This window comes from Chitinophaga sp. 10T418 (assembly GCF_056394125.1).
Genome location: NZ_JBFTHG010000009.1, coordinates 224,174 through 245,983 on the forward strand (window position 1 = coordinate 224,174; position 21,810 = coordinate 245,983).

The window sequence follows — 21,810 nt, forward strand, 5'->3', positions numbered from 1 at the left end:
GGTTATTCATCAGTTATCGTTGCCATTCTTTATTAAATTTTTCTAGCTCAGCTTCTGAAGGCGCGGCAACTGCCGTCACCTGTCCATTCCCAGTCTTTGATATATAAAACTTTAATGGGCTGAATTGTTTTGAGCTTTCCAGAATGGCTTCATAATATACGTCACCATTTTTTACGCTTCTGTCTAATTTAAAGAAGGACGCGTATGGCGCCAATCCAAGCCTGTACACGTTACCGGTGTCCACCGATATAGTACTTGCTGCAGTTACAAGAGAATAGGAATTGTTGGTAATAGCAGTATCAGGTTCAGGTAAATTTGAAGCATTCACAGCACTGTTTTTTTGACAGGCAACAATAAGCGGGAAAATCAGGTAGCAAACAAAATTTATATTCATAAATGAATTTACAGATTTTATTTATACTTAGCAGCTCATTTGCAACCCGATATTCCAAAACTTTTTCTTTGTAAAGTTTAACAAGTTAAATGAATAATTAAATATAGCTATGCCACCATTTCTTCTCCCTTTGTTTAAGGCGCATAAACCAACGGCAGGGGATATAGAGCATAGCCACTACCATTATCCAGACAAGATAAACTACAGGAAGATTGAATCCCCACCCGGAAGGAGGTGCACCACGGAAAGGATAATAGAGCATGGTTTCAACAGAGAAACCACACAGAAATGTAATCAGTAGCTGAGCAGTATGCATTAAATAGATGTGCAGCACGTAAAAGAACATCGGTACTTTTCCATATACACTTAATATATCCGTCAGCCAGTTCTGTTTATACTCAAGAAGCGCCAGGGCAGTAATGGCTACTCCCAATGTCATCAGGATATATAATAACGATGGGGGATACTTATTACATTTTATAAAATCAAGGATACTTTTCCACCAAACGTCCTGTAGTTGCCATGGAAATGGATCTCCATAAAAATTAAAAAAACGTAATAGTACAAATAGTAACAGGCATCCCAATCCCATCTTTATAAATATGGGCACTCTGAAAGCAGGAGCGTATTTAAAGAGCGTTCCGAAAGCATAGCCAACAGCCATTACACCTATCCACGGAATGAGCGGATAAAGAACGAATATACTTTCATAATTGTTTACCTTATAAATTCCGGATTCGTGCAGCAACATCCAAAGGTAAGCGGAGCGTCCAAAGCTACTGGCGGGTATCTGGTCAAGGGTGTTATGTCCAAAAATGATTACTAAGCCAATCCAGAGAATATATTTAGGAGGTAAAAATATCAAGCCGGATAACAGGATCATACTCCAGCCAATGGCCCAGATGACCTGTAAAAATATCAGGTGAAATCCAGGATCAAACTGCCAGCCAAAGTTAAGAATGGTCAGCTCCATGAAGATGAGCCATACACCTCTTTTAAGCAGTATTAAAGAAGCCTCCTTGTGACTCTTTTTTGACAGCGATAAAAATGCACTGGTCCCTGACAGGAACAGAAAAGTTGGCGCACAAAAATGGGTGATCCAGCGCGTCATAAAAAGCAGGACAGATGTTTTATCCAGGTCTAAAGGATCATACTTAATTAAACTAAAGTAATCACGGGCATGATCAAGCACCATAATGATCATTACGATTCCCCGAAGCGTATCTATGGAATTAATTCTTTGGTCATTTTTGGTTGAAATAGCTTCCATTTTTTTATTATAATATCATTGTATAAAATTGTCGCATGACGAGGCCAGCTATGGCTTGTTTCATAAATTATAACAACGCAAATACATTTTCAATGATCTGATGAGCATACCTGCTGGAAACATGTTGTATAAAATCAGGGAAATCGATAGAAGAGTTTTCATTACACTCATCTGAAATGATCCGGATAACCGCAAAGGGTACGTCATACTCATAACAAACCTGGGCCACGGCTGCACCTTCCATTTCTACACAAAGTGTTTCCGGGAGAGAGCTATACAGTTGTTCTTTATCCTGCTGACTGGCGAAAAACTGATCGCCACTGGCTATCACCCCGGTATATAAGCGCGGGTTATCCAGCACAAAACGCGCTATTTCCACAGGCGCAATAAATGATCCGATACCTTTCTTTAACATACCCTCCACCGCTTGTTGTGCAATAGCCAGGTGCTGCTGATCTGTTTCAAAATAGCTCATTTGCAACAGTGGAATTTCATACTGCGGCATTAAAGGACGTGCATCCATATCGTGCTGAATCAATCGGTCGGCTACTACAATATCTCCAATTTTTAATTTCGCATCGATGGCTCCTGAAACACCAATGAACAGAAGATCCGTGATGTTAAATTTAGTAATCAGGCTGGTGACGGTGGTTGCCGCCGCGACCTTTCCCCACCTGGAGAAAACCAAAACAGTTTTTATTCCATTGATAGTTCCTGCATAATATGTTCTTCTGCCAAAGGAAAACTCTTCTATGCCAGACATCAGTTCCAATACGCTGTTGATTTCTTCATGCATGGCCCCCATAATGCCAATTACCTTTTCATTCATAAGAGTAAGCTTGTTTTGTATAACCAGTTGGTAGGGATGTTTAAGATATAAGTAGGCGACAAAAATAGACCAAAAGGGCGAAGTTCAAAATTTATTTAATTAGCCGCCACCACCAGCTGCAATGATCCGTTGAAGCATACATTTTGTACATCGGATATTTTACGTATGGCCGTAAATAACTTACTCCCTGTTCCGGTGGGAAGCAGGGAGTAAGTTAGGTGATAGTAAGGATCAGGCTAATTTCTTTCTTACTAAAAGCAGCATACACAATACGGCGGCAATTGAATTGATGATGCTAAACCAATCCCCCCATCTGCTGTAAACGGTCGTATGGTGTTGCGCATCAATGGTTCCAGTTAACAGGGCAGGAGTACCATTGTCACCATTGGCTTCAAACAGCACTTTCCCGCGGTAATCGTTAATGGTCAGTCTTCCTTGCCGGGCATTTCTGATCATACCAAACCCGCCTTCCACACTTCTCATGATGGCCATACGGCTATGCATCCAGCCATCGACGACAAAGTCCCAGGCCGGAACATATAAAAGATTGCTTTGTGACTTTCCATAGCCCAGTATGTACTGTTGGAAATCCATATCCTTGCAGATAGCAACGCCTTCTGTAGCACCGTTCCGTTGGAATAATGCCATTTCCTTTCCGGGTCTGACGGTGTCCAGCACTTCCCCTTCAAATAAATGGACCTTCTGGTAATCGGTTATAAGCTTTCCCTCATCAGAGATGACCCAGGCCCTGTTTTCATAATAATCCGCTTTCTTATTTGCTACGGAGGCAATGATGAATACCTGGTGAGCGATGGCCGTGTCTTTGAACATCTGCATGATTACGGGGCGGCCGGTATCCTGTACAGTAAACATCTTTTCAGGGAATACCACTACCTGGGCCCCTTGTTTTGCCAATACAGCCACTTGCTGCAGGTATAGACTGGCCCGGTATAAATTCCTGTCTTCCCCGGCCGCATACTTTTTGTGATATGCCTGCTCATCTATGGTGGCCATGCCCACGCGGACTAATTTTTTAGCGGAAGGAGTGTCATTAAGCCGCAGGATACCGAAAGCCATTGTTGCAACAAGAATACCGATTGTAACAGAGAATAATGTCCTGATGGGAAGTTTGTTTTTATACCTGAACAGGATGAGCGCAGTGGCTGCCGGAACAAACGTGGCCAGGAAGGTAATGCCTTGTATCCCTGTAAGGGAAGCTACCTGCACAACAGGCAGGAAATCGTTTTGAGTATAAGCGATGCTGCCTACCGTGCCATCCCGGGAGTAAAGGAACAGCAGGTATTCAAAAGTGGTAAATAACACCGGAAATGCAAATACAGTAGACCAATGCGGGTAGGTGAGCATAATTTTCCGCGCAGCTATTACCAGCAATGCAAATATCAATGGTAATATCAGCGTAAAGATCAACACCAGCGGCATAGGCAACACGCTTAATAAATAGGGGACCCAACTGAGCCTGCCTAATAAATACCCGGCAAAAGCGATGGCAAACGCCCACTTCCCGGAAAGCCGTAAAGAAAAATAGAGTATGGGAACAGGCGCCACCCATAAGGTATACCAGGTATGTGCGGTAAGACTAAAGGATAAATACCAGCAAATGCCTGCAAAAAGTACTCCTGCGGCTAGTAAGATTTTGGATACGGGCTGTGAATCCGACATGTTATAAGTTTGGTATAAATGTCAAAGCTATAAAGGTTTTTCGGGGCAGAATTGTATATTTTAGACAGGCTGATGTTTTATAAGAATGGCTGCTATCTTATTATCCTCTTTTTTAAACTGGCCTGGGGTAGTACCGGTAAACTGCCGGAAATCCCTTATGAAATGCGCCTGGTCAAAATAATTACATTCATAGCAAATATCGGTCAAAACATCCGTAGTTCGCATAATTCTGACTGCCTTATTGAAGCGTAGGAGTTTGTGGTAATACTTTGGCGTGTAGCCGGTGTTTTTCAGAAAAACTCTTTCCAACTTCTTATAGTACCAACCTGTTTGCTGACAGATGGTTGCAATAGAGATATCTTCCTGACTGTTCCGCAGCGCATCGATGGTGAAGTTGACCAGCAACCTGTCGTCAGGCGTACTTTTTAATGCCTTTTTCAGTAATACATCCAGCGCCCGCACCATCTTCTCATCAGTAGACTGTTCCTGCAAAAGCATCTCCCAGCTTTTTAGCTGTGCGCCTAACACCAGTTCAGCAGGCATGAGAGCGTTTAATAACCCGGATGCCGGCATTGGAGTAAATGCCAACAGGCCACCGGGTTTAAATCTCACCCCCAGCATGCGGGTTTTACCGCTGCTTTTGGCATAAAATATCCTGTCACGTTGCCCCATCAGTATAGGACCATTCATACGGGTTCCTTTGGGATTGTCCGCTGATATCAGCCAATCCAGCGGCGCGCCGAAATTAAATATCAATTCCACACGGCCACCTGGTATTAAGCGATCCGGAGTATCCATAAACCTGCCAGGCGCATCTAATAGCCAATAGCATTCAATGAAGTCTGCTAACGGAGCGGATGGATAATATTGCTGATAGCTGAACATGGCATGAATCGGTTTAGTCTAATGACGGAAATTCCCCGGCGAGACTTTTACGGTCGTCCGGTGTGGGCTGCTGTATTGGATGGGCTTCTACCTGAACTTCTTCTGCTACCCACTCTGCTGTTGGGTCCTGGCTGATGACTATCGCTGCGGCTACCAGTTTTTCAAAATCGATACGTGCCGACCCATCTTCCTCATCTCTCAGTACCTCCCGCGTTACAGGAACAGTTACATACGTGTCTTCGTATATGATCCGTCTCATCCTCAAAGCAATCKAATAGGTTTTATTCTCTGTTGTCATATAAAGTTCGAACTAATTACCAGACAAATTAATGATTTGTTCGCTTTGGTGGCGCTTTTTTTAATACATGCGGATAAATAATTTGTAAAGCACAAAAAGAGGCAGCCAACTGTTTTCAGCTGGCTGTCGATCAAAGTTTATTTTATACTATTTGCCGCTTCTTCAATTACATGTAAAATCTCCTTAGGGTGCGCTACCATCGCCACATGCCCCGATTCAATTTCGATGGTCTCAGCGTTGATACGTTTGGCCATAAACCGCTGCAGATCCGGGTGAAGCGCCTTGTCATTTTTCGCTACTACAAACCAATTCGGTTTTTGCGCCCATGCCGGTGTGCCGCTTTTATCAGCAAATAATGTTTGTTGTGCCGGTGCCTGGGTGGCATAAATCAGGTGCTGTTGTGTTGCACTCAAATCCTGGGCAAAGGCTTTTTGTACGCCTTCTTTTGAAAGAAAAAGAAAGCCACCCGCAGGCACAAAGTACTTACCTATTTCAGGAGCCGCAGCATGTGAAGATAAAGTCTGTACGCTTTCTTCTGCATCAGGTGCAAAGGCAGCGATGTATACTAAACCTGCTACTTTCGGGTCATTGCCGGCCTGTGTTATTACAAAGCCTCCCCAGGAATGACCTACCAGGATTACTTTCCCTTGTGCTAAGTCTATCGCTCTTTTGGTAGCGGCGACATCATCGGATAACGAGGTTAAAGGATTTTGTACGGAAACAACGTTGTAACCTTTGTTCTGTAAAGCAACAACCTGATCGGTCCAGGAGGAGCCATCTGCCCATACACCATGTACAAAAATAATGGTTGGTTTTGCGGGTGATGTTACCTGCGCTTGTGTATTTACGGATCCGAAAAGGAGGAGCGCAAATAATGATAGTATTCGTAAATTTTTCATCTGGTTTAATTATGATGGAATGATTTAAATCGTGATATGCTTTTATCAGCGCAGCGACTTGAACGCGGCGCGGAGTTCTTCGGAGAAGAGTTGTGGTTGTTCCCATTGTGCAAAATGGCCACCGTTGTTAGCTTCGTTGAAGTAAATAAGGTGATGGTAGCTACGTTCGGTCCAGCTGCGTGGTGCCTGGTAGATTTCACCGGGAAATACGGTTACCGCTACAGGGATGGAAATTTCAGCAGTCCTTTGTTCCACAGCATTGAAGTTGTTGTTATTGTTTTCCCAGTAAAGTTGTGCAGAAGACGCTGCGGTGTTGGTGAACCAATAGAGAGAAATATCATCCAGCATTTCATCTTTGGTAAGTACTTTTTCCGCATTCCCGCCGCTATAAGTCCAGTCGTTAAACTTGTCTAAGAAAAACGAAGCAAGACCAGAAGGGGAGTCCGATAACCCATAGCCCAGTGTTTGCGGACGGGTTACCATGAGTGCAGCATAGCCACCGCCTTTGGTATATAAGTTATTCAATGAATTGAACGCTGCCAGTTCCTTAGCAGATAATCCGGCTGGTGCAGGATCGCCATTTTTAAGTGCTTTTGCTACATCAGCAGGTACTGTTGCGGGCATGTTCACGTGGATACCTATGAGGCCTGCATAATGCTGACGTGCCATGGCATCTGCCACTACTGAACCCCAGTCGCCACCCTGTGCCACATAATGGGTGTAACCGAGACGGGTCATCAGTTGATCCCATGCGTTGCCGATGCGTTCCGGGCCCCAGCCGGTGCCTTTGGGTTTTTCAGAAAAGCCATAGCCAGGCATGGAAGGGATGACTACATCAAAGGCATCTTCCGCGCGGCCACCATAAGCTTCGGGATTGGTCAACGGACCAATGATCTTTATAAGTTCGAATACGGAGCCAGGCCAGCCATGGGTGATAATGATCGGCAGGGCTTTTGGATTTTTGGATTTGACATGAATAAAATGAATGTCAAGGCCGTCAATTTTAGTAACGAATTGTGGGAGTGCATTCAGTTTTGCTTCTGCTTTGCGCCAGTCGTAATTTTTATCCCAATACTTTACGAGACCCTGTATCTGCGCTAATTTCACGCCCTGAGAGCGGTCCGCCACCGTTTCCATATCTGGCCATCTTGTTGCTGATAACCGGTGATGAAGATCAGTGATCGCCGCTTCCGGAATACTGATATGGAAAGGACGGATTTGTTCAGCATTATTGGTATTAACCTGGGCGAAAGCTGGTACGGTGGYCAGCATAAGGGCGCTTGTAATAATCCGGCTGATAAGGGTGTGTTTGTTCGTTTTCATCATGTTAGGTTTAAATTTTTTTTCTTTTTGTTGAGATGTTGATCATGCGGCAATCCTGTGGTTTTTTTTCAAAGGATGCACTTGCAATGAATAGCATGGACAGCAGTGATACCAAACCGATAATTAGTTTGTGCGGCCCGTGTGTATGGTGTTTGTCCATGGTGTTTTTTCTTATTTGCTTCTCAAAAGTATTTCAACCGCAACAGGCGAGCTAACGGGAGTCAGCCAGCCGGACATAATCGTAGGGGAGTTAGACATATTAATTGGTGAACCGGACAGGCTAACTATCCTTTTAACGTTATGAATAAAAATTGCGGAGGCATAAAACGAGGAACCCCGCCATTATAGCGGGGTTCCTCGTTTTATCATTTCATTTCCGGCAATTACCGGATCAGTGTTACCGTGCCCTTGTGTGTGGTTGTGCCACAGCCGGTTGTGACATTTATGAAGTAGATATATGTTCCGGCAGGTTGGTCCGCACCCTTGAATTTTCCATCCCAGCAAGCATTGGGATCCGTACTCCTGAATAACTGTTGTCCCCAGCGGTTGAATACAGCAATGTCCGAACTGATAATATTTCTCCAGAATCGAATACCAAAACAATCGTTCCTGCCATCTCCGTTAGGTGAAAAAGCATTGGGTATATCGTTGGCAACGGGAGGGACTACCGTTATCGTATAAACGTTGCTACAACCGTCCAGGTTGCCGGTGACGGTATAAGTGGTCGTTTGCGGCGGACTGGCAATCGGGTTGGCAATATGTGGATTACTAAGCCAGGTGGCCGGTGACCAGCTATAGGTGGTTGCGCCGGTGGCTACCAGGTTAACGCCCGCCCGGCAACCGGGAGCAACAGACTGACTGACAGATAATACCGGTCCGGGTTTGACGGTGAGATTTAATGTGGTGATGCTGTCGCATCCGGTAGGTAGCGTGGTAGCGTAAGTGGCCACCGCCTGACCACCTGTGCGGATGGTTATGCTGTTCCATAAATAAGGTAATTCATTTTCACAGATGGTAATATTTTGAGTGGCCCTGGGTATAGGATTTACGGTCAGGTTGAGCGTAACGGTACTGTCGCAACCTTTGGACGAAGAATTGGTATAAGTAGCCACCCCATTGCCGCCGGTATTAACCATCTGCCCGTTCCAGGCATAAGGCAGTTGGTTCTGGCAAATGGTGATATTAGCCACCGCGGTGATAGTAGTATTCACAACAAGCTGCAACGTGATCGTACTGTCGCATCCCGCAGAAGAGGTAGTGGTGTAGGTGGCTGTACCAGCAGCATTGAGTATTTGTCCATGCCAGGTATAAGGAAGTTCTCCTGAACAGATACGGACGTTTTCTGTAATGGCCCATACCGGATTAACGGTCAGGTTGAGGGTAACGGTGCTGTCGCAGCCTTTGGCGGAAGTAGTGGTGTAGGTAGCCACGCTGTTACCGCCGGTTGTCACTGTTTGTCCGTTCCATACATAAGGTATTTGATTCTGGCAGATGGTGATATTATCTGTTGCAGTTACGATGGGGTTGACGGTAAGATTGAGGATGACTGTACTATCACAACCTTCGGAGGAAGTAGTGTGGTAGGTAGCCGCATTGTTACCTCCGGCAGTAATGGATTGTCCGTTCCATACATATGGCATTTGATTTTGGCAGATGCTGATATCAACAGTAGCGCTTTTCGCTGCATTTACCATCAGGTTGAGCGTAACAATGCTATCGCATCCTTTGGAGGAAGTAGTGGCGTAGGTAGCCACCGCATTGCCGCCTGCGGTAATAGTTTGGCCATTCCAGGTATATGGGAGCTGAGGTTGGCAGATGCGGATGTTGTCAGTAGTCCGAATGGTACCGCCAGACGATTGCGCCTCGAAGCAGCCGATGTCTACGATGCTATTGTAAATACGGGGTTGACCACCGAGGTCTGTTGTAATAATGCCTGGCACCAGTGAATTATCCCCGGCATCAATGGCCGCGCTTCCGCAGGGTTGCAGGTGGTAGTCGCCGTCCGTGGTGGGGGCCGCAGATGCGGGCTGTGGTGCAATGAACAGGGGATCGGCATTGCTGTTGCCTGCACCTGGTGGCACAGTGGGGCCCTGGATGATACTATGTGCAATTGTGGCATTGCTGAAGGTCAGCAGGTTAGGATCGGAAGCCGCTTCGTTGCCCCAGATAATACAGTTGTTGAAAGTAAAATTTTGGTTTTGCCCATAGAAGCCTGCATTCACACCACCCGCTTTATTACCGGCGATGGTAACGCTGGAAAACACCGTAGTGCCATTGCTGTTCATCCATCCGCCGCCATCGCCATTTGACCGGTTACCAGTCACCAGTCCGCCGGTAAAAGTCACGTTGCCGGCGTTACGCCCTGCTGCGCCGGTTCCGGAAGCAGTATTGCCTCTTAGAATAACGTTGGTCAGCTCCATGATACCGGAACCACTTTCGAAACCACCGCCATTGGCTGCACTATTTAACTCGATGCTGCTGCTACTGATGACCAGTCTGCCGTTGGTGCCGTTGTCGAATCCTCCGCCGTTCATCAGTGCCGTATTCCCGGACACCTGGCAATTGTTAAGCGAAACATTATCCGTGAATTTGGAAAAACCACCACCGTTCTTCTTAGCATGATTCAGACTAATAACTGTGTTTATCAGTGTAGTGGAGCCGGAATACTGATAAAAACCTCCACCATTTTCAGTGGCGTTATTCGCTCTGATGGCACTGTTCTGAAAGGTGACGTTACCACCTGAATTAGCCATCCCGCCGGCGCTCCCGGAAGTTTCATTGCCCTGAATGGTCACGTTGTTCATCGTCACATTGGTGTTGCGGGAAATGTAAACACCGCCGGCACCATTCCCGGAGGTATTGATGTTGATACCGGTGGAGGTGAAGGTGGGATTACCATCTTCAATGTATACGCCTCCGGCATAGGCCCGGGCGGTATTGCTGCTGATATAACAATTCACTATAGCAGGACTGCTACGCTTAACGTATAGTCCGCCTGCGTAGGAGCCGAATATGAGGTCACCGTTGACGAATGTATTAATCGTCCTGGTGGCATTGCCATTGGTAATATGAAAACCATCCAGCACCGCATTGCCCACAGCGCCTACGCTGAGCACCGTGTGATAGCAGTTGTCTGTTGCATCACCAGGCACCCCAATGTCAGCGGTCAGAATGCTGGGCGTTGCATTGATAATTCGTTGGGAGGGATCTGTTTCTGTGCCCAGGAAACCACCGTAGAGCTGTACATTGTTCACCAGGGAAAAGGCATTATCGCGCGGGTCGATGCCAGGACATCCGGTGGCGGGGTCGTACAGCGGTTTATAGGTGCCCTGGCCAACCCATATCTGCTGAACAGCCGCATTGGCCTTTGCCACCGCCAAAGCGTCCGCAAGTTCTTTAACGGCAGTGCCCCAACTGCTACCATCTCCACTGGTAGCTGCGAGGCCGTTTACGTACAATATACCTGCGGGTGAAGGTGTGATGCCGGCAGGCGTGCATTGCGCCGCTGCGGGAAGGGAAAAGAATAAGGTGGCTAACAGAAGGGTTCCCCCTGGCAGGAGGAAAGTTAATAATGGACGAATATCTACAGACAATTTGATCATTATGTTGTTGGCATGCTACCTGCATGGCTTACGGAAAAAGCAAGCTACTGCACAGATGTCGGGTTTGGGTTATGTTGATATTTTTCTGAAATCAATGAAACCATAGCCCATGAGGGCTGTAGTGCGGTATGGGAGACAGGACGAAGGACTGTATTAGTCGCTTCGGGGCTAAAGATAATAAATTATGACAGAAGCTTTCTATTGCGATCGGGCTGGCTGGCGACAGGCCTGGCAGGGCGACATGCTTTCAGAATTTTAGGCAACCGGAGACCATTGACTACAGCCGGTTTTAACTTTTAGAACGAATCATTTTGAACAATTACTTTTCCTGTGTGTTCATTTTGAGAATTTATCAACCATATCGTATGCTGAGAATACTTCCTTTGATCCTCCTTCTCACAGGGATCAGCCAATTTGCCTGGGCGCAGGATGCCAATTACTGGTCTAACAACTACGGACCTGCCGGTTTTTTTACCCCGGGTGCCGTGCTGGCCAACAACCGTGACAGCGGCGTGCTTTTTTACAACCCAGCCTTGCAGGCATGGACGCAGAAGAAGGCGGTATCTATTTCCGGAACTGTTTACCAGGTGGAGTCTATCAAAATCAAGAATGGGGCGGGCATGGGGAAGGATTTAAAATCACGTATTACATCCAGTGTTCCGCAGATGCTTTCCGGGATGGTGGCGTTAGGCAAAAAGAAGCCCGTGTATATTGCCTATGCGCTCATACATACAGCCGTATTTAATTACAATGTATCCCAGCAACAGGACACCAAACTGAATATACGGGATAGTGCGAATGCTCCCGGCCCGGAGTATTATATCGGGCAGTATAATTTTCAAAATATAACGAGAGAAACATCGGCGTTGATCAGCACCGGTTTTGCACTTACAAAACGATGGGCGATAGGGTTTATGGCCGAAGGGCAATCACGTTCCCAACATTACAGTGAAACCTTCAGTTCGCGGGCATTGATTGGCAATAGTACCACCAGCACAATGCCGCTGGCCAGTAATGAAGGAGCCTACCAGGTAGACTATCATCATATCGGACTGAGATTGAAAGTGGGGCTCAGCTATGAAATGGAAAAGCATCATGTTGGATTACTGTTTTCTTCGCCACTCATTCACCTTGGCGGAAAGGGCACTTTACTGAGTAATAATGCTATTGCTAATATCCATTTCATCCCGCAGGAAGTAGTGAATTTACTGGCGAGTACGCGGCAGACAAAACTAAAATCTGATTATAAAGTGCCGGCAAGTATTGCGCTGGGTTATGCATATGACTACAACAAAGGACAGGTGTATGTTGCCGCAGAATATTTCCTGAAAGTAAAAGAATACAATATCCTGACCCCACGTGCAGAAGGTTTTGTAAGGCCGGACACAGGCGGCTCCCATTCTTCTACGGCGGCATTGCTGGAAATGCGGGAAGCGAGGAAAGCTATTTTTAATATAGGTGTTGGCGTTAGCTATCAGCTTAAGCCGCAGTTGGCAGGATATTGTTCGCTACGCACTGACTTTAACTATGCGACCCGGGAAACCACTGATGGGTTCTCACCCAATACCGCTATATGGGACAATTATTATTGTCAGTTAGGGTTGAATATAAAGAGAAGCAAATACAACCTCCGCACCGGCATTTTATTGGGATACGGTCATACGGGTAGCTACCAGCAGCCGATTAATTTTGATGATCCCAAAGAATCCAATTTACTGACCGGTACCATCGGTACAGTACCAGCGACCCGCGTAACGGCTGCGTTAATGATCGCTTTTATTCATAATCTGTAAGCGCAGGTAAAATAAGTGAGCGCTATATGGAGAAGCGTATGCTTCTCCATATAGCGCTCACTTGTTACAACGGTTTATTCCTTTATTACTTTCAGGGTTCTCACCTGACCATTATGTACCAGTTTTATCACATAGATACCTGCCGGCAGTGAAGCCGCGGTTATCATTTCCGTATAGGCGCCGGCGTTAAGTTGTCCGTTTACCGGTATCAATCGTTGTTTGCCTGTCATATCATACACCGCCAGTATCGTGTAACCATTTGAAGGCAGACTGAATTTTACCGTAAAGTATGCCCCTGCAGGATTAGGATATACTGAGAACGCAGGTGCTTTCGACAATTTGGAGGCAGCCAGGCTGGTAGTTGTTTTAATTTTCACTTCCGCATAGCTGTTCCACAGGTTTAAGTTGTTGCCATGTCCGAGAATGCGTACATACTTCGCCGTTTTACCGGTAAAAGTAAAGCTCTCAAAATTGACGGAGGTGCCACTGCTCTGTAAGCCGGTAGCGGCATTGGTCCAGGTGTTACCATCTGTGCTAACCTGTACATCAAATAGAGAACGGCGGGTATCACCTTTAAAAAATGCTATATCCACGCCTGTAACAGTAGCGGTGCTACCCAGACAGAATTGTATCCACTCTCCGTTGCCGCTTGCTGACCAGCGGGTATTCAGATCATTGTCAAGGGCGTTGGCGGCTACGTTTCCATCATCGCTGCTGGCAGTGGCAGGTGTGCAAGCCGGGGCTCCTGTTGAATCTGCAATCACTGCGAGTTGCGGACGATTCGCTGCTGCCTCTTTTGAATTGAGGAGTATACGGGGATCGTGTGCCTGCTGACTTTTCAGTACCAGCGTTATCTTTTTTCGTCCTGCCAGCAGTTCACTTTGCACATAGCTGGTTACATCCCAGGTATAATACCTGGCGGTATCATTGGTCAGTACGGCAGATGCTAAAGCGGTACTGCCAGTTGCCGGTTTATTATTCCAGGTAATGGTTTTTTCGGACCAGGTAATATTAGTGGCCGGATATGCTGCTACTGGTACGCTGGTGGCAACCGTACCATCTACACGGCCAAATACTTTCAGCACTACGGATGATACGGAGCTCGCCGCATTGGTGAGGTCAAAAGTAAAGTAAGATTCACGGGCATTATTCAATTGTCCGGCTGGTGATACTTTAGTAATCAGCAAGGTGGAATCTGTTGTACCAAATGTGATGGCTGCATTGGTTCCATCTCTCACATATGCATCCTGTACCGGTGGCAATGTGGTGGCAGCAGGTGCCGCTTTAAATATAGCCGTATACGTAGTATCATTATCGGTAATCCGGATGTTTTGCACCCTTGCACCTCCATGTACCCAATGATCAAAAATATAAGTAACCCCGTTAAGCGTTTGCGGAGAAGGGGCATCCATGGGTCTTACCATACCGGACAACGTAGCCGAAGAATATGGTGTGGTAAAAGGAATATCATTGAGGCGGATCTGCAGGCCGGCAGGTTGGGTATTCAACGTTATATTGGAGGTCACCGGGAACATTTCTACATAGGTGGTATCCAATTCACCTCTGCTATCTTTCACAGAAAGAAGAATGCGATACCAGATATCTGTTTCCGTATGCCCTTCTGCAGAAATAACAAAAGTGCCTGTTTTAACACTGTCTGGTACTTGTGGACCGGGATGGATATGATTGGCGTGATGGAAATCAATCCACCAATGAAATGCACTGGCGGCAAGTGTTCCATCTTCGGCATCCGTACCGGTACCTGTAAATCTAACGGTATCGCCTGCACGGAATGTAGCACCATTCACAGGAGCCGTAATAGTGGCAACAGGTAGTGTATTGGGTTTGGCAATAGTCAGTTTTGCGTTGCTGCTGGTAACGCTGCCTGCAGTGTTGGTTACTACTACGCTATAAAGACCAGAATCTGCCGGTTGTACGTTGGAGATGGAATAACTGGCCGCTGTGGCACCACTGATATTCACCGCATTCTTTCTCCACTGGTAAGTGGGAGCGGGGTTGGCAGTAGCTACTACACTAAACGTGGCGGTTTGGCCTTGCGGTATGCTAAGTGATTGCGGCTGCGTAACGATGGCAGGGGCTTGTGTGCCGGTATAAATAAGTTTGTACAGCGCACTATTATCCCGGCTCAGGAAATAAAGATTCCCGTCATTACCTTGTTTAAGATAAACAAGTCCGCCGCCTAAACCTGTTGCAAAGGCTGTCCGTGTGGGCGATGCAGGGTTGATGTAGTTGATCCATCCTCCGCAGTAGTCCAGGAAAAAGTATTTGCCATTATAGGTAGACGGATAGTTGCTGATGGCGCCATTGAAAAAAGTGCCTCCGTTGATCGCACAACCTTGTCCATCCGGAGGAGTAGTATTCCTGTTGGTGCTATATTTATAAATAGGATCGGTTAAGCCGGTACAACCGGATGAGCAGGTACCTTCTTTGTCGGGCCATCCGAAGTTACGGCCACTAACAGCAGCATCGTTGATTTCTTCCCAGGTAGATTCACCCACGTCATTGATCAGGATTTTGCCGGTAACGGGATCAATGGAATTGGTAAACGGGTTTCGTAAACCATATGCCCAAACGCGGCTGCGGGCAGCTCCACCGCTGAAGGGGTTTCCGGAAGGCACAGAACCATCTGAATTGATGCGTAACAGTTTCCCCATGTAGCTGTCGAGATTTTTAGCATTATCGCCTACTTTATTATCTCCTACAGAAACATATAATTTACCATCATTACCAAAAGATAATCCGCCTCCGTTATGGTAGATGGCACTTAAGGTAGGAAGGTCCAGTAATGTGGTTTCTGAGCCGGCAATGTCTCCTGTCATTGTAAATCGGCTTACGCGGTTATGTGGACCGGAAGTATGGGTATAATACAGGTAGATATAATGATTGGTAGCGAAGCCAGGATCTACCGCAATGCCTATCAGGCCGCGTTCTCCGCTGCTATTAACGGAAAGCGTAATAGCCGGAGTGGATAGCAGACTACCGTTTTTGATGACGCGTAGCTGCCCTGTTTCCTGGCATACCAGGATGCGGCCATCAGGAAGAAAGGCCATTGCGCTGGGACTGCTGATACCATTAGCCACCTGCACCCGTTGAAAGTTGGCGGGGAGTGATTGTGCTCCGGCCGGCAGCCATAAAAGTGATAAGAATAAGTAGAGTAGTAAACTTGTAATTGCGTATTTTTTTTTCATAACAGGTTTTCTTAAGAGAGAAATGTTTGAGGGTTCGGTACCAGACATAGGTTGCCCGTTTATGCATAATCTTGTTGTTATACATAGCAATGCTGTTACACACTGATGCGGACCGCCTTTTTAACGGATATAATAAAAGATAGGGGGACTCATAAAGCAGTTTTTAAGGATGAACAATAGGGTTATTATATGTACAAAATATAGAAACGAAGTAGGTTACAACACTGGCTCGATGGTCTTTCAGAATAATACTACAGGCTACAAATATTTCTGCCGGAAACTACATGGGATTTTAGCTGTGTACTGAAGTTATGCAATCGTTTGCAATAATTAGCATATTATTTTCACATTTTCCGATAGTATATTTCAGGTTATGTGGTTTGTGAAGAGAAAGGGGAAGATATAGATCTGTTGTAAATGCGCGAAGAATGCCTATTGGTCTTCATTACTGTTCAATCGCTCTTTTCAGCATGACCAGTGTGGTATTCCAATAGAAATTAAGGTGATGGTAGATGACATCTGTTGGGAAGTTAGTTAAAGATAATTCCAGCGAAGTATGCTGCTCCGTGGGAATTAGGGTGAACCGGATAATGGTGTAATTTTCGTTTTTATCGGGCAGTCGGGATAAGGAGCTCAGGAAATTATAACTAAGGATCTGATCCGGTAAATATTCCAGTATAACGCCTTTGTTTTCAAACCTGGCGTGATGGAAACCTTTTATAATAATGGGGGCTCCCACCTGCCAACTGGTAGTAATGTCCAGATCCAGTGCTGCGTCTCCCATCCATTTGGCCATTAATGTTGCATCCGTAAGCGATTTCCATACTTCGGCGGCCGGTGCATTGATGTCTATTTTTTTGTCTATGATCTTTTCCATTGTTATTGACCTTAAATATTAATCCAATTTAAGAAATCGCTTTCGCAATGCAGTTGACTTCTTGATGAGGTGGATAAAGTATAGGATCAGTGGTTACTTAATAGATAAAACTATTCCGGACCCATCGTAACTGGATAAATTGATTTTATAATGAAAGTGTGTCTCCTGCTGAAAGGAAGATGCCTTTTTTCTGAGATCGGAATATATGTATATATTAGGGTGTCTCTAATTTTATCCTGCTATGACACTGAGAAATTTTGAATTCAAAGACAACAATCATTTTGTTGCCATGGAATACTACAATTTAATTCTCAACCGCACCTTTTTGGTACTGCGTACCGGTAATTGTTTAATAGGATTGTATGGAAACGGAATAGTAAGTACGGAGGGGGGCAATGATGTTTTGACAAAGGCTGTCACCCGCAAATTAGCCATCAGAGGGGACTTGTCTAATCCTTATTCTTATTTGAAGGGAAAATATATTGACTTAAGTATGGATGATGATTTAGATGGAGAAAGTATTTTACATACGCACAAATCAAATTTCAGGATAGCCTGGAAGGACATCCAATCTGTACATTACGACCCGAAGAAGAAGTGGGGGATGGGACCTTATCCTCATGACGGAAAGGTGTATGTCAAAACAATCAATAATAAGCAAAGAGAATTTATTATCCTTGGGGATCAGTCCGGGAGGGAAATTGCCAGTTTTATATCCGCATCGATCTATTCATAGGAATGCTGTAAATAACAAACGGCAGACAAGTTAATAACTTGCTGCCGTTTGTTTATTTACAGCACCCCAAAACAAAGTAACGCGCTGCATAGACTATCTTCTCTTAATAAAAAAATTGCTCTAATACAATCTGACCATCTTTTACTTCATATAACATGATCTGTTCAATTTGTATTCTGCCAAAACCGTCTACCGTAATATCCACGGTACGTCCAACAGAAAAATGGTTACCGCCTACCACAGGTAGGGTAGTACTTGCTGCATGAACAGCTGTTATTTTCGCTACAAAGTCTTTTCCCTTTTTCCGAACGGCTTCTTTGCCTTCGGCATATCCCATATAGGGAGAATTTTCAGGGTCTATACTTCTTACATTATCTGCAAAGAACTCGTCCTGGATTTCAAACCACTTTTCTTGTTGAGCAAGCTCGTTAAATCGTGTGGCCACTTCCTGAGTGGTCAATGCTGTTGCGATCATAAAAATTTGTTTTTTAGTCCGACAATTTTTTATTTAATAAGAATTCTAATTTTTTCAGTTTCGATGTCCAGAACTTATCAAAGAAGGAGATCCATTGCTGTAATTCATTGAATCCTTCCTGTTTCAGTGTACAATACCTTTCTCTGCCGATGTCCTTGATAGAAATAAACCCGGCGGAGTATAGTATTTTGATATGCTTTGAAACAGCAGGACGACTCATGTCGAAATTTTCAGCGAGGCTGTTGATGGTTAAACTTTCTTCTGAGAGTAGTGTTAACATCTTCCTCCTGCTCGGGTCAGCAATTACCTGGAATACATCAAGTGTTGGTTGTGCCATTTACTCTGGTATTTATACGGTCAGCGATTTTATGTAAGTTTTTGAGCCATCCGTCTGTCAGTGCGTTGTACATGTTGACATTTTCTGTTTCCGAAAAACCGCTATGTAAAAGGAAAAGTTGAGTCCCCTGATCTTTCTGTTCCAGTTTCCATTCCACTACTGATTCAATAGTGATCTTGCCGTCTCCGGAGCCGCTATTCCAGGAATAAGAAAGCTTTTTGAAAGGGACGATCTCCAATACCCTGCAATAAACTATTCCGTCGAAGTTGAGGCTGGGTATGGGGTTGGTCTTGAATTGGAAGTCATGCCCAATGATGGGCTGAAAATCATTTTTCATGAGCCACTGTTCCATCAATTCTGCATTCGTGAGATATTCCCAAACTATCTCGGGAGGATGGGGGAAGAAAAACTGGTGATTAATGCTTGCTGCCATAATGCGTAACTTTTAAGTTACCTAAAGGTATATGTAACTTTTGAGTTACCCAAATATTTTTTGAGTTTTTTTTAATTTCTTAGAAAACTAACAGGAATGAGGCTGGTGCATATTTTTTAAGATCAACAATGAACCTGTTGTTTTTTACGCTAATCCGCTTCCCAATTGGGTTACCGCGTAAATCAACCGGTTGAACCGCTTTGGCATTACATTTTTCAGGAAAACTAACCGTACAATTGCCTGAAATGCCTGATTGTTCCCACAGTCGTAAAATAGTTCCTTCGCCATCCGGATTTTCTCCAAAAGCGGTGATGAGTACACCGGCTCTTGAAATGGAGATACCTGTATTCATTGCCTTTAACTTTCCGGCTTCGCCCTCTGCTATCCCTGTTAATAAAGGTACACGTGCTTCCCAGGAGTTTTGAATCAGATCAGGAACGGCAGGCGTGTGGGCATCTATGGACCAGATCCGGACTCTTTCACTCCATGAACCATCCTGCCATAACGGGAAATTGGTATTCCACATATTATTGTAAATATTTACAAATACGGAGGGGATTTCCGGGGAGTGATCCAACGCAAACTTCCATAAGCCAGGTTCGCCTAAACAAATCAACGGCGCATCAATAGGAGTTAGTCCCATTCCTGATTGGTTGGCCTGTGTAATAGCCACGCCGGAATTAACCGCCATCAGGTACTTATTAGTGCCGGTAATAATGTCTGTCTGAGGATTTATAGGTCCACCCAAACGTCCCACCGTAAAATGAGGTTTCGTAATGGCAAAAGGAAAACAAAGCCATCCTCCTTCCGGTTGCTTGTCTGCTGTTTTAGAAGCTACTTCCCATTCCACATCCACGTAGGGTGTATTTCGGGGGAAGGTAAATATCAAAGTATATTTTTTTGCGAAGCCGTTTGTCTGCTCCGTAGTCAGCGTAGCAATATCCGCTATGGCTGAATGAGCCACCGTGATGTCCCAATGATGTGGCGTAAAGGCGATGTAAGGAGCTTTATCCGCACTGATCATTCCGGGCTTCCCCAAATCATTCAAACCCCAGCCATCTTTTATCCGGCTATAGGCATTAAACCATTTGTCCACCTCGTTCGTGCTGAACCGTTCATGCAAAAACTGGCCAACAACATATTTTGAGGAAGTGTCCACCAGTTCGCGACCAGTTTTCTTCTCAATTAAAGAGGATATTCCTCCCCGGGTTAAATCAAAAACTATGTTGAAATAAGGGGTGCTAAATATAGATTGACTATCGTTTGTAATGGTGGATGCTTTTAAATCGCCGGGAGAATAAGTAACATAACCACCTGCCGGAATTTCTTTTGCATAAAAGGAAGTTCCTTTTTCCCAAGGATTTTCAACCATGCCTGATCTCTTCCAGGGTAGGGGATTATAAACGATCAACCGCTTTCCTGCAACATTTACAGATTTTGCCAGCAGATCGAGATGAGTATTTAGTTCCGTACTAACAATGTTGTTTGTGTTGCGGATATACTGACGCTTTTCATCGTATGATTTTAACCATTTCCTTTTGCTTCCCTGACCGGTGTTTCTTGCATCACTATTTTTAAGTTTTGAATAATCACCGTTTTCAGGAATGGGCTCTGCTTCGGCTTCAGCCAGCCATTTTTTCCAATCATCACCATAACTGTAACGTGGGCCATATTCAGCATTCATGCCCCAGGTATGTTCGGCGTACAAAAGGCTCTGCTCATAAGCTTTTGCCAGTTTCGCAGCAATAGATGCACTGGGAATGCCCCAGATGTTCATTTGTGTGTGCAGCGCATCAAGTGCTGATGTTAATGGGCGGATATTTCGTGCAATTTTTGTTTCCTGGGGATTTGATTGTAAGCCATGAATCCAGGAATCGGGTGTGTCTCCTTTAATAGTAGGTAAATCAGGATGCTCCGCAAATATTGCTCTTGCAAAATCATCGAGCGTTCCAAAATGTATCCTTACTCCTGGCAGATCTCTTTGCGTTTGTGCAATGATGTCCTCCACTTCTTTTTGGTTAGGCGGGCCGTGGTTGTCACCAGTCATGATCATCGCAAGATAGTTCTTGCATGGCCAGTTGGCAGGAGGTTGTATTTCAGAACCATACAGCGGGGTATATTGACATAAAACTTTAGCACCGTCAGCACCTTCCCACCAGAAAATGGGCGGAAAGCGCGGATACTGACTCGCTGGATTACAGCCCAATTGCAGGAACTTTATACCTGCATGGCTAAGCAAGGTAGGCATCACCCAGGAATGACTGGGAACATCGGTCATTTTAGCACTGATGGGTAATGGCAGTCCATAGGTACGGGCAATTTTTGAAGAGTAGTTTAACCCGCGCACTAAATCTTCATAATCAAGTGACTCGGTATGCGTTGTAAAAGGGAGGGCATGTACCACGATGGCTCCTTCTCTGATCGCTTTTTCTATTCTTATCTTTCGTTCCGAACTTTGTTGTGGCCCTAATATCTGTGCATAGAGTGGCCATCCGGGTACTGTCCAGGCAAAGCGTTTGTCTTTCGGGAGTGTTGCATTTTTCTCTATCACCTTTAATGCCTTGTCCATCATCTCTCCCCGGTATCGCGCAAAAACATTTTCCGGTAAATCGGTAAAGCCTAAGTCGAAGTGAGTTTTGAATACCAGCCATACATCTGTTACTTTTGAGATGCCTGCATTATTTGCGGGTTGCTGTTGTGCAAATGCTCCCGCCGTAAAAAGGAAAATGATAAAAAATACCAGGTAGATTTTTTTCATAATAATTCAATC

17 protein-coding genes are annotated in these 21,810 nt (G+C 45.1%); 2 read left to right on the top strand and 15 right to left on the bottom strand.

Annotated elements, in window-relative coordinates:
• Positions 1-13: 13 nt before the first annotated feature.
• From AC1DCV_RS25005 to AC1DCV_RS25045, 9 genes are all read right to left on the bottom strand, one after another.
• A complete protein-coding gene (locus AC1DCV_RS25005) occupies positions 14-394 on the bottom strand; it encodes a hypothetical protein (protein ID WP_477025724.1) in 381 nt (126 codons plus the stop codon).
• A gap of 97 nt (positions 395-491) precedes the next feature.
• Positions 492-1,664 carry an acetyltransferase domain-containing protein gene (locus tag AC1DCV_RS25010; RefSeq protein ID WP_477025725.1) on the bottom strand — a complete coding sequence of 391 codons (1,173 nt, stop codon included), beginning with the start codon at positions 1,662-1,664 and terminating at the stop codon, positions 492-494.
• A gap of 67 nt (positions 1,665-1,731) precedes the next feature.
• Positions 1,732-2,493, bottom strand: a complete 762-nt coding sequence (locus AC1DCV_RS25015) for a 5'-methylthioadenosine/adenosylhomocysteine nucleosidase (protein ID WP_477025726.1) — start codon at positions 2,491-2,493, stop codon at positions 1,732-1,734.
• 231 nt (positions 2,494-2,724) lie between these two features.
• Entirely contained in the window at positions 2,725-4,173 is a 1,449-nt protein-coding gene (locus AC1DCV_RS25020; RefSeq protein WP_477025727.1) for a nitrilase-related carbon-nitrogen hydrolase, read from the bottom strand.
• 60 nt (positions 4,174-4,233) lie between these two features.
• On the bottom strand, positions 4,234-5,058 hold the full coding sequence (locus tag AC1DCV_RS25025; RefSeq protein WP_477025728.1) for a DUF6597 domain-containing transcriptional factor: 825 nt from the start codon (positions 5,056-5,058) through the stop codon (positions 4,234-4,236).
• Between the two features lie 13 nt (positions 5,059-5,071).
• The gene (locus AC1DCV_RS25030) at positions 5,072-5,317 is read right to left on the bottom strand and encodes a hypothetical protein (RefSeq protein ID WP_477025729.1); all 246 of its coding nucleotides are present in this window, start codon (positions 5,315-5,317) and stop codon (positions 5,072-5,074) included.
• Between the two features lie 176 nt (positions 5,318-5,493).
• Positions 5,494-6,255: an alpha/beta fold hydrolase gene (locus tag AC1DCV_RS25035; RefSeq protein WP_477025730.1), complete on the bottom strand. Its 762-nt coding sequence runs from the start codon at positions 6,253-6,255 to the stop codon at positions 5,494-5,496.
• Positions 6,256-6,300: 45 nt separating this feature from the next.
• Positions 6,301-7,581 (bottom strand): epoxide hydrolase family protein, encoded by a 1,281-nt coding sequence (locus AC1DCV_RS25040; protein WP_477025731.1) that lies wholly within the window; start codon positions 7,579-7,581, stop codon positions 6,301-6,303.
• Positions 7,582-7,961: 380 nt separating this feature from the next.
• A complete protein-coding gene (locus AC1DCV_RS25045; protein WP_477025732.1) occupies positions 7,962-11,180 on the bottom strand; it encodes a T9SS type B sorting domain-containing protein in 3,219 nt (1,072 codons plus the stop codon).
• Positions 11,181-11,545: 365 nt separating this feature from the next.
• Between AC1DCV_RS25045 and AC1DCV_RS25050 the strand changes: the two genes are divergently transcribed.
• Complete coding sequence (locus AC1DCV_RS25050) at positions 11,546-12,973, top strand: hypothetical protein (protein ID WP_477025733.1); 1,428 nt, start codon at positions 11,546-11,548, stop codon at positions 12,971-12,973.
• Positions 12,974-13,047: 74 nt separating this feature from the next.
• Here AC1DCV_RS25050 and AC1DCV_RS25055 read toward each other — a convergent pair whose 3' ends face one another.
• Entirely contained in the window at positions 13,048-16,182 is a 3,135-nt protein-coding gene (locus AC1DCV_RS25055) for a PQQ-dependent sugar dehydrogenase (protein ID WP_477025734.1), read from the bottom strand.
• Positions 16,183-16,627: 445 nt separating this feature from the next.
• Positions 16,628-17,059 carry an SRPBCC family protein gene (locus AC1DCV_RS25060; RefSeq protein WP_477025735.1) on the bottom strand — a complete coding sequence of 144 codons (432 nt, stop codon included), beginning with the start codon at positions 17,057-17,059 and terminating at the stop codon, positions 16,628-16,630.
• 241 nt (positions 17,060-17,300) lie between these two features.
• Here AC1DCV_RS25060 and AC1DCV_RS25065 point away from each other — a divergent pair, with 241 nt between their 5' ends.
• The gene (locus AC1DCV_RS25065; protein ID WP_477025736.1) at positions 17,301-17,795 is read left to right on the top strand and encodes a hypothetical protein; all 495 of its coding nucleotides are present in this window, start codon (positions 17,301-17,303) and stop codon (positions 17,793-17,795) included.
• 103 nt (positions 17,796-17,898) lie between these two features.
• On the opposite strand, the gene AC1DCV_RS25070 is transcribed toward AC1DCV_RS25065, so the two are convergent.
• The 4 genes from AC1DCV_RS25070 to AC1DCV_RS25085 form a co-directional block, all read right to left on the bottom strand.
• Positions 17,899-18,270 carry a SnoaL-like domain-containing protein gene (locus AC1DCV_RS25070; RefSeq protein ID WP_477025737.1) on the bottom strand — a complete coding sequence of 124 codons (372 nt, stop codon included), beginning with the start codon at positions 18,268-18,270 and terminating at the stop codon, positions 17,899-17,901.
• A gap of 13 nt (positions 18,271-18,283) precedes the next feature.
• A complete protein-coding gene (locus tag AC1DCV_RS25075) occupies positions 18,284-18,607 on the bottom strand; it encodes an ArsR/SmtB family transcription factor (protein ID WP_441577144.1) in 324 nt (107 codons plus the stop codon).
• Positions 18,588-19,040 (bottom strand): SRPBCC family protein, encoded by a 453-nt coding sequence (locus AC1DCV_RS25080; RefSeq protein WP_477025738.1) that lies wholly within the window; start codon positions 19,038-19,040, stop codon positions 18,588-18,590. The genes AC1DCV_RS25075 and AC1DCV_RS25080 overlap by 20 nt, the downstream gene beginning before the upstream one ends.
• A gap of 79 nt (positions 19,041-19,119) precedes the next feature.
• Positions 19,120-21,798: a glycoside hydrolase family 38 N-terminal domain-containing protein gene (locus AC1DCV_RS25085; protein WP_477025739.1), complete on the bottom strand. Its 2,679-nt coding sequence runs from the start codon at positions 21,796-21,798 to the stop codon at positions 19,120-19,122.
• Positions 21,799-21,810: the final 12 nt, after the last annotated feature.

Bases quoted from the DNA above. Each gene is read 5' to 3' on its own strand.
- AC1DCV_RS25005 (WP_477025724.1), bottom strand. From the start codon at position 394: ATGAATATAAATTTTGTTTGCTACCTGATTTTCCCGCTTATTGTTGCC.
- AC1DCV_RS25010 (WP_477025725.1), bottom strand. From the start codon at position 1,664: ATGGAAGCTATTTCAACCAAAAATGACCAAAGAATTAATTCCATAGAT.
- AC1DCV_RS25015 (WP_477025726.1), bottom strand. From the start codon at position 2,493: ATGAATGAAAAGGTAATTGGCATTATGGGGGCCATGCATGAAGAAATC.
- AC1DCV_RS25020 (WP_477025727.1), bottom strand. From the start codon at position 4,173: ATGTCGGATTCACAGCCCGTATCCAAAATCTTACTAGCCGCAGGAGTA.
- AC1DCV_RS25025 (WP_477025728.1), bottom strand. From the start codon at position 5,058: ATGTTCAGCTATCAGCAATATTATCCATCCGCTCCGTTAGCAGACTTC.
- AC1DCV_RS25030 (WP_477025729.1), bottom strand. From the start codon at position 5,317: ATGAGACGGATCATATACGAAGACACGTATGTAACTGTTCCTGTAACG.
- AC1DCV_RS25035 (WP_477025730.1), bottom strand. From the start codon at position 6,255: ATGAAAAATTTACGAATACTATCATTATTTGCGCTCCTCCTTTTCGGA.
- AC1DCV_RS25045 (WP_477025732.1), bottom strand. From the start codon at position 11,180: ATGATCAAATTGTCTGTAGATATTCGTCCATTATTAACTTTCCTCCTG.
- AC1DCV_RS25050 (WP_477025733.1), top strand. From the start codon at position 11,546: ATGCTGAGAATACTTCCTTTGATCCTCCTTCTCACAGGGATCAGCCAA.
- AC1DCV_RS25055 (WP_477025734.1), bottom strand. From the start codon at position 16,182: ATGAAAAAAAAATACGCAATTACAAGTTTACTACTCTACTTATTCTTA.
- AC1DCV_RS25060 (WP_477025735.1), bottom strand. From the start codon at position 17,059: ATGGAAAAGATCATAGACAAAAAAATAGACATCAATGCACCGGCCGCC.
- AC1DCV_RS25065 (WP_477025736.1), top strand. From the start codon at position 17,301: ATGACACTGAGAAATTTTGAATTCAAAGACAACAATCATTTTGTTGCC.
- AC1DCV_RS25070 (WP_477025737.1), bottom strand. From the start codon at position 18,270: ATGATCGCAACAGCATTGACCACTCAGGAAGTGGCCACACGATTTAAC.
- AC1DCV_RS25075 (WP_441577144.1), bottom strand. From the start codon at position 18,607: ATGGCACAACCAACACTTGATGTATTCCAGGTAATTGCTGACCCGAGC.
- AC1DCV_RS25080 (WP_477025738.1), bottom strand. From the start codon at position 19,040: ATGGCAGCAAGCATTAATCACCAGTTTTTCTTCCCCCATCCTCCCGAG.
- AC1DCV_RS25085 (WP_477025739.1), bottom strand. From the start codon at position 21,798: ATGAAAAAAATCTACCTGGTATTTTTTATCATTTTCCTTTTTACGGCG.